This is a genomic window from Longimonas sp., from assembly GCF_046498435.1.
Lineage (GTDB): Bacteria > Bacteroidota > Rhodothermia > Rhodothermales > Salinibacteraceae > Longimonas.
In genome coordinates this window covers 1-6,555 of record NZ_JAWOAR010000046.1, presented here as the reverse complement: position 1 = coordinate 6,555, position 6,555 = coordinate 1, and the positions used below count along the sequence as shown (strand labels likewise).

Sequence of the window (6,555 nt, the reverse complement as noted above, 5' to 3'; positions counted from 1 at the left end):
ACCGAATACCCCGACTGGGCGTCTTCCTCGGCCGTTGCTATGGCTGATGTAGACACCCGCGCTACGTTCATTACGCGCACCTACCTGCACCTGGCCAGCGCCGTGGTCGGCTGTGTGGCCGTACTATACGGACTCTTCTCGCTGGGGCTGGCCGAGCCCATCGCCAGCGGCATGCTCAGCATAAGCTGGCTCATTCCCATGGGCGGGTTTATCCTGATTAACTGGCTCGCCAGCCGCGCTGCGCATCAGGCGCAAGATCTGGGCACACAGTACCTGGCGCTGGCCGGATTTGTGGTGGCGCAGGCGCTCATTCTGGTGCCGCTGCTCTTCATTGCCCAGCAGATGGCGCCGGGCGTCATTGAAAGCGCAGCCTCGGTCACGCTTCTTGGCTTTCTCGGGCTCACCTTCATTGCGTTCTACACACGCAAGGATTTCTCCTTCTTGCGCAGCCTCCTCATCTGGGGCGGTGTGGGCGCGCTCGTGCTCATTGTAGGCGGATCGCTCTTCGGATACGAACTGGGCACTTTCTTCGCTGTGGGCATGGTCGTGTTTGCAGGCGCTGCGATCCTGTACGACACCTCGAACGTGCTGCATCACTACCCCGAAGACCGCTACGTGGCTGCGTCGCTGGAGCTGTTTGCCTCGCTTGGACTCCTCTTTTGGTACGTCCTCTCGCTCTTTATGCAAGGCGAATAACACCGCGCGCCGTGGGGGTGCGCTTATGCATCTCCACGGCCACGGTGAGTCTGATGCAGTCGAGCGGCAGGTCGCCCTGGAGGAAAGCGGCTTTGGCTTTGTATCTTGGCCTTACGTCGGCCCGATGTCTAAATGACACCAGCTCCGCATGCGTCGTTGGTGTATGGACGTGCGGACGGTTGGAAGAGTGCAACATCCATCCTTCCACTCTCACACCAGGCCGACTGACGACGTAGATCCGGTGTCATGTACAGAAGCGATCTGGCAACGACACCCGGATTGGGCATGAGAGGACGCAGAAGAGGGCTATTGGACCTGTTTCCTCCATCTTAAGTAGATTGCGCTGAAGCGGTAGGCCGCAATTGGTCTGCCGCTTTTGTTGTTTGGGGACGGGCTGGCGTGCCCGTGATGTTTTTACGGGGTCGGATCTGCCTTCGTGCCTGTCTGCTAAAACGGCAACTTCGATGCGTCGTGAACGAAGTCCAGCTTCTCCAACACACTTTCGTGCTCGTGTTGCGTCGATGCGACGTGGGGCTCTGCCTTGCTCCACTGATACGCTTTGCCCTTGGTGCCCAATGCGATGTAGCGGGCGATGTAGCGGCGCGTGCCCTTGTGCGAGATGCGTAGATAGATGCCGGGCTTACGGCGTCGGTAGGAGAGTGTCATAACGGGGGGCTGTCGCGGTTTTTGTCGCACTCAACCTACCCAACAGCGTAGTAAAATGCAGGCAACGAACGGCTAAATGCCCCGTTAACGGCGTTAGAAGTGGTTTTACCTGTCCCTTTCTTGGGTAAAGTACCCCTGCCTGGACTCGAACCAGGATTCCAAGCTTAGGAGGCTTGTGTTCTATCCAGTTGAACTACAGGGGTAGAAAGAGACGCGGGGTATCGGGAACGGGCCATGTTGAGGCCTCCATGCGCTCCTGTTTTAGACTTGTCGATGCATACGGAACCCTGCGTCGGAGGTTGCCGGTACAGCCGCATCCCTTTGTTTTCTTGGATTGTTTGCGTTTCTTGCTCATGAATGGCTCTTCTTCGCGCTGGCTGGCATGGACGGCAGTAGGTGCGGCTGCAGCGGCGGGTGCCACCACGGCATACCACCGCAGCTTGCCACCCGCGCACACGCTCGACCCGGCGCTCAACCTCGATTCGCGCATCCTTGATACCACCCACGGACGCGTGCACCTGTACCACCGTCCGGGTATGGGCACGCCCATAGTCTTTCTGCACAGCTTCAACGCGGTCGCCTCGCCGATGGAAATGCGTCCGCTCGTGGAGCACTACGCGGAGGCGACCGACCGTCCGCTGTGGGCGCTCGACTGGCTCGGATTTGGACGCTCGGAGCGCACGCGCCGCCGCTATACGCCGCAGACCTATCACGACGTGCTGTACGCGGTGCTGAGCGATACGGTGGGACCTGCCGATCTGGTGGCGTGCTCGCTGGGCAGCGAGTTTGCGGCGTCGGTGGCCCTGCAGGCCGCCTCGCTGGTGCGGCGCTGCGTGTTCATTGCGCCGACCGGACTCTCCGCCAAGCGCGGCCCTTCGCCATTTGGACGCCTGGCGGTCAAAACGGCTGCCACCGTGGGCGGATTTACCCTGCCCTACTTCTGGTTGACGCGTCCGTCGTCGCTGCGGCGCTATCTGGCAGCACAGGTCTTTCAGGATGCGGAGGCGGTGCCCGAGGCGCTGGTCTACTACGGTGCCCAGACCGCTCGCATCTACGGCGCGCCCTACGCCCCGCGCCACTTTGTGGACGGCTCGCTCTTTCAGCGCAACATCGATACCGAGGTGTACGCGCGCCTCTACCGGCCCACGCTCATCCTTACGCCTGAAACGCCCGCCCCCACCGTGCAGCGCTTCGACCGGCTGTCGGCGCTGAAGCAGGCCAACCCGCGCTACATCACACACACCGCCGTACCCGGCGGACTCCTGCCGCACTGGGAGCGCCCTGAATCCACCTTGCATGCCATCGACCACTTTCTCGACGATGCAAACGCGCCCGATGATTGACGTAGACCGCGCCCGCGCCGACACGCCGGGCTGCACCGACATCCTGCACTTCAACAATGCTGGAAGCGCCCTGCCGCCGCAACCCGTGCTCGATGCGCAGATCGACCACCTCAACCAGGAAGCACATCTGGGGGGATACGAAGCCGCCGCCTACGCCGAAGATCAGTTGCAGCACACGTACGATGCCATCGCCCAGCTCATTGGGGCGGAGGCGAAGGAGATTGCCCTCGTTGAAAATGCGACGCGGGCGTGGGACATGGCCTTCTACGGCATGGATTTCTCGGAAGGCGACTGTATCCTCACCTCCGAAGCCTCGTATGCCAGCAACTACATTGCGATGCTGCAAGTAGCCGAGCAGACCGGCGCCGAGGTCGAGGTTATCCCTTCCGACACGCACGGACAGATCGACCTGCGCGCCCTGCGTGATGCTGTTGACGACCGCACGACCCTCATTGCGCTTACGCACGTGCCCACCAACGGCGGCCTCGTGAATCCCGCTGCCAAGGTTGGGGCTATGGCCCAGGAGGCGGGCGTGCCGTACCTGCTGGATGCGTGCCAATCAGCAGGCCAACTGCCGCTCGATGTGGAGGAGCTGGGCTGCACCATGCTTTCGGCCACCGGACGCAAGTACCTGCGTGGGCCGCGCGGTACCGGATTCTTGTATGTGCAGCGCGATTGGATCGAGCGTATCACGCCGCCACTTCTCGACCTACACGCCGCCACCCTCACCAGTCCCACCAGCTACCGCATCCGCCCCGATGCAAAGCGCTTTGAGACGTGGGAGGGCTACGTGTCAGGTAAGATTGCGCTGGGCGTTGCGGTCGATTATGCGCTGGAATGGGGGCTCGATGCCATTGCCGAACGGGTGCATCACCTGGCTGAAAGACTGCGCGAGGTGTTGCGCGCACAGCGCGGTGTAACGGTGCACGACGTGGGCACGCAGCAGTGTGGAATCGTCACCTTTGCTATTCGCGGTACCGACGCCCACGCCATTCAGCAGCGCCTGCGTACCGACGGCATCAACGTGTCGGTGAGTCCGCCGTCGTCTACGTTGTTGGATGCCGAGGCGCGGGATCTCCCGAAGCTGGTACGGGCGTCGGTGCACTACTACAACACCGAAGCCGAGATTGAGCGCTTTGGGGCCACGCTAAACCAGCGGTTTCCGATTCGAAATGCGTGAGTAAAGCAGCAGCTTTGCATCTCCAATGGAACGAACGTGATGTGTTTGTGCATGCAAAGGAACGGCAATAGGCATCAGCTATAGACAAATTGTTTATTGAATACAGCCACAGCTACAAAAATCTATGCCATTGGCCTCCACATCTCCTGCTCTGGAAAATACCAGCGAGCGACAGGCCGCACTGCGACGGTATCATATCTTGGACACCGCTCCTGAAAAAGACTTTGACCGCATTACCAGCCTGGTTGCGAAGGTATGCGGCGCTTCCACTGCACTGATCACGCTCATTGATGAGGAGCGCCAATGGTTTAAGTCGTGCTTCAACTTTGACGTGCGGCAGACGATGAGGCTACGCTGCAATCCGAGACGGGTCCCGAAGAAGCGAGGGAGACACCACCTGCAGAGGAGCCTGCTGAATCCGCCGCGAATCCAACAGCGGAAGCATCAGATGCAACAGAACATACAACAGGTGATGGCGAGCCACAGCGTGCTGTGGCTCCGAGCGGGGAAGCGATAGCAGAGACAGAAGAAACCAGGTCTGAGGCAGCCCCCGAAGAAGCGTCGGGCGATGGAAGGTCGGAGGGGCCGCCAACAGCCCCGCCAGAATCATTTTCCGATACTGCGGCCAGTTCGCTGCTCCGTAGCCTGCGGGCTCGCGAAAAGAGCACCGATGAGCGCAGCGCGCCGCACACGAACGACAATGATTAATCGTACCTCACCCCGTCGGTTATGCACTTGCTTTCCCAAATCGTCTCTCCCGATCTGTGGACGTGCGTGAATGACGACGTGATGGGCGGTCGGTCAACCAGCCGCATTACGCGCTCCGACGAAGGCGGCATCCAGTTTGGCGGCACCGTCTCGCTCGCCAACAACGGCGGGTTTGCCGCTACGAAAGCGCCATGCTCTGTGGACCTCTCGGGGCAGCCGGGCATCATGCTTCGCGTGCACGGCCCGCCGCGGCGCTACCGGCTTACCCTGCGCACGGAGCCGGGCGGACGCATCAGCTATCGCGTGCCGTTCTGGGCAACTCCGCAGCTGGCTACGCACTACCTCCCGTTTGCCCGGTTGCGCCCCATGCGCCGCGGACAGCCCCGCCCCGATGCGCCTCCGTTCGATGCTGCCACGATCTGCGAAATCGGGTTCTTGATTGGGGATAAGCAGGCAGGCGACTTCGTGCTGCATGTGCATCGCATCCAGACGTATGCGGCGCTGTAGCGTCGTACAAGGAGCCCGGCGGCTGAAGAGCATCATCTCTTCAGGTGTTTTCAGGTAGCATCGGATCTATGACTCCGTTTGTCCATTATAATCCACCATCCAACATAATTGGACAAAAGAATATATTGGACAAACAAGATGGCATTGAGACAGGCAACGCAAGCGCTCAGTAACCTCTTGCCCCCGTCGATTGCTATCACGACGAATGGGGACGAGCAGATTCTGCACGCGGCGGTGCGCGATGAAAAAGTATGCTCATACCGAGCACAGATCGTCTCGAATCTGACGAAAGAAGGGGCTGCCCGAGAACTGGCACAAAGAGGCGGACAGGATAGAGCAGGAGTCGTGTTTGTGGCAGATCATATTACATCGGGGGCACAAAAGCTCTTGCGTGATGCAGGCCAGTCATACATGGATAGCGGGGGCAACTGCTACCTTGCATGTGTAGACCACTCTCAATTCGTTGTTTTCGTGCAAGGACAGGCTACAACGTCCCGCAGTCACCGTCGCCAGCACCGGGCCTTCAATGAAGCGGGGCTCAAGCTCATCTTTGCGCTGTTGAACCACGATGAATTGGTTAACACGACGTATCGCACAATGGCGGATACGGCGGACATATCCCGGGGCGCGGTTGGGTATGTGCTTTCTGATCTCGAAGAGCTTAGGTATCTGATAAAGATCGATACGCGAACACGCAAGTTGCGCCGCCTTGACGAGTTGATGGATCGATGGGCTGTAGCTTACGGAGAGCGACTGCGACCCAAGATGACACGGGGCCGATTCCGGTTTCTGAACGAGGCCGTGGCTCGCGACTGGAAAGCGATCGATCTCGACCCCAGCTTGGGACGTTGGGGCGGGGAGGCAGCGGCCGATGCTCTGACCCACGACTTGTACCCCGAGTCGCTGTCCATATACACCGAAGAGCCAACCACGAAACTGCTCCGCGGGCTACGCATGGTGCCTGATCCAGAAGGGCCTGTCGAAATCCTCGATCAGTTTTGGACGCCTCCTCCCTCAGTGGATGACACAAAAGCGCGCACGGTCCCCCCGCTTCTGGTGTATGCTGATCTGTTAACGCTTGACGATAGTCGGGCCACGCACATTGCCAACCGCATTTTAAATGAGCACCTGATGGCAGATGGATGAATACGTTTAGGAGTTACGCACTTGACCCGAGGGGCGTCATTTCCTGCCTGTGAACGGGGCGGAGCCCCTAAACGACGGCGTCACGAGGCAGAGTATCTGTTTAGCGGCTTATAGCCTGGGACACGTGCAGCGCCGATAGCATTCGTTCCAAAGATCGCCGGGGACGCAAGCGGTCCCCGGCTATGGACCCCTTAGCCCGGGATCAGGAGCGAAGCGGATATCCCGGGCGGTGCTTGAAACCCGCTAAACAGGTACAGGCAGAGCCTCGCGACGAGATGACATTCGTAAGCTGCAACTGCGTACGTCCTG

Annotated in this window: 6 protein-coding genes and 1 tRNA gene; 5 read left to right on the top strand and 2 right to left on the bottom strand. The window is 60.0% G+C overall.

Features of this window, described 5'->3' with window-relative positions:
- A partial coding sequence (locus R6U20_RS01890; RefSeq protein WP_410336178.1) for a Bax inhibitor-1 family protein occupies positions 1-696 on the top strand: 696 nt, incomplete at its 5' end.
- Between the two features lie 447 nt (positions 697-1,143).
- Here the strand turns inward: R6U20_RS01890 and R6U20_RS01885 are convergent.
- Both R6U20_RS01885 and R6U20_RS01880 read right to left on the bottom strand, forming a co-directional pair.
- On the bottom strand, positions 1,144-1,362 hold the full coding sequence (locus R6U20_RS01885; RefSeq protein ID WP_410336177.1) for a hypothetical protein: 219 nt from the start codon (positions 1,360-1,362) through the stop codon (positions 1,144-1,146).
- Positions 1,363-1,492: 130 nt separating this feature from the next.
- Positions 1,493-1,565 (bottom strand) — tRNA-Arg (locus R6U20_RS01880).
- A gap of 150 nt (positions 1,566-1,715) precedes the next feature.
- Between R6U20_RS01880 and R6U20_RS01875 the strand changes: the two genes are divergently transcribed.
- The 4 genes from R6U20_RS01875 to R6U20_RS01860 all read left to right on the top strand — a co-directional run bounded on the left by R6U20_RS01875 (position 1,716) and on the right by R6U20_RS01860 (position 6,246).
- Positions 1,716-2,705, top strand: a complete 990-nt coding sequence (locus tag R6U20_RS01875) for an alpha/beta hydrolase (RefSeq protein ID WP_410336176.1) — start codon at positions 1,716-1,718, stop codon at positions 2,703-2,705.
- Complete coding sequence (locus R6U20_RS01870; protein ID WP_410336175.1) at positions 2,659-3,885, top strand: aminotransferase class V-fold PLP-dependent enzyme; 1,227 nt, start codon at positions 2,659-2,661, stop codon at positions 3,883-3,885. The genes R6U20_RS01875 and R6U20_RS01870 overlap by 47 nt, the downstream gene beginning before the upstream one ends.
- Positions 3,886-4,614: 729 nt before the next feature.
- The gene (locus R6U20_RS01865) at positions 4,615-5,100 is read left to right on the top strand and encodes a CIA30 family protein (RefSeq protein ID WP_410336174.1); all 486 of its coding nucleotides are present in this window, start codon (positions 4,615-4,617) and stop codon (positions 5,098-5,100) included.
- 138 nt (positions 5,101-5,238) lie between these two features.
- Positions 5,239-6,246 carry a type IV toxin-antitoxin system AbiEi family antitoxin gene (locus tag R6U20_RS01860; protein WP_410336173.1) on the top strand — a complete coding sequence of 336 codons (1,008 nt, stop codon included), beginning with the start codon at positions 5,239-5,241 and terminating at the stop codon, positions 6,244-6,246.
- Positions 6,247-6,555: the final 309 nt, after the last annotated feature.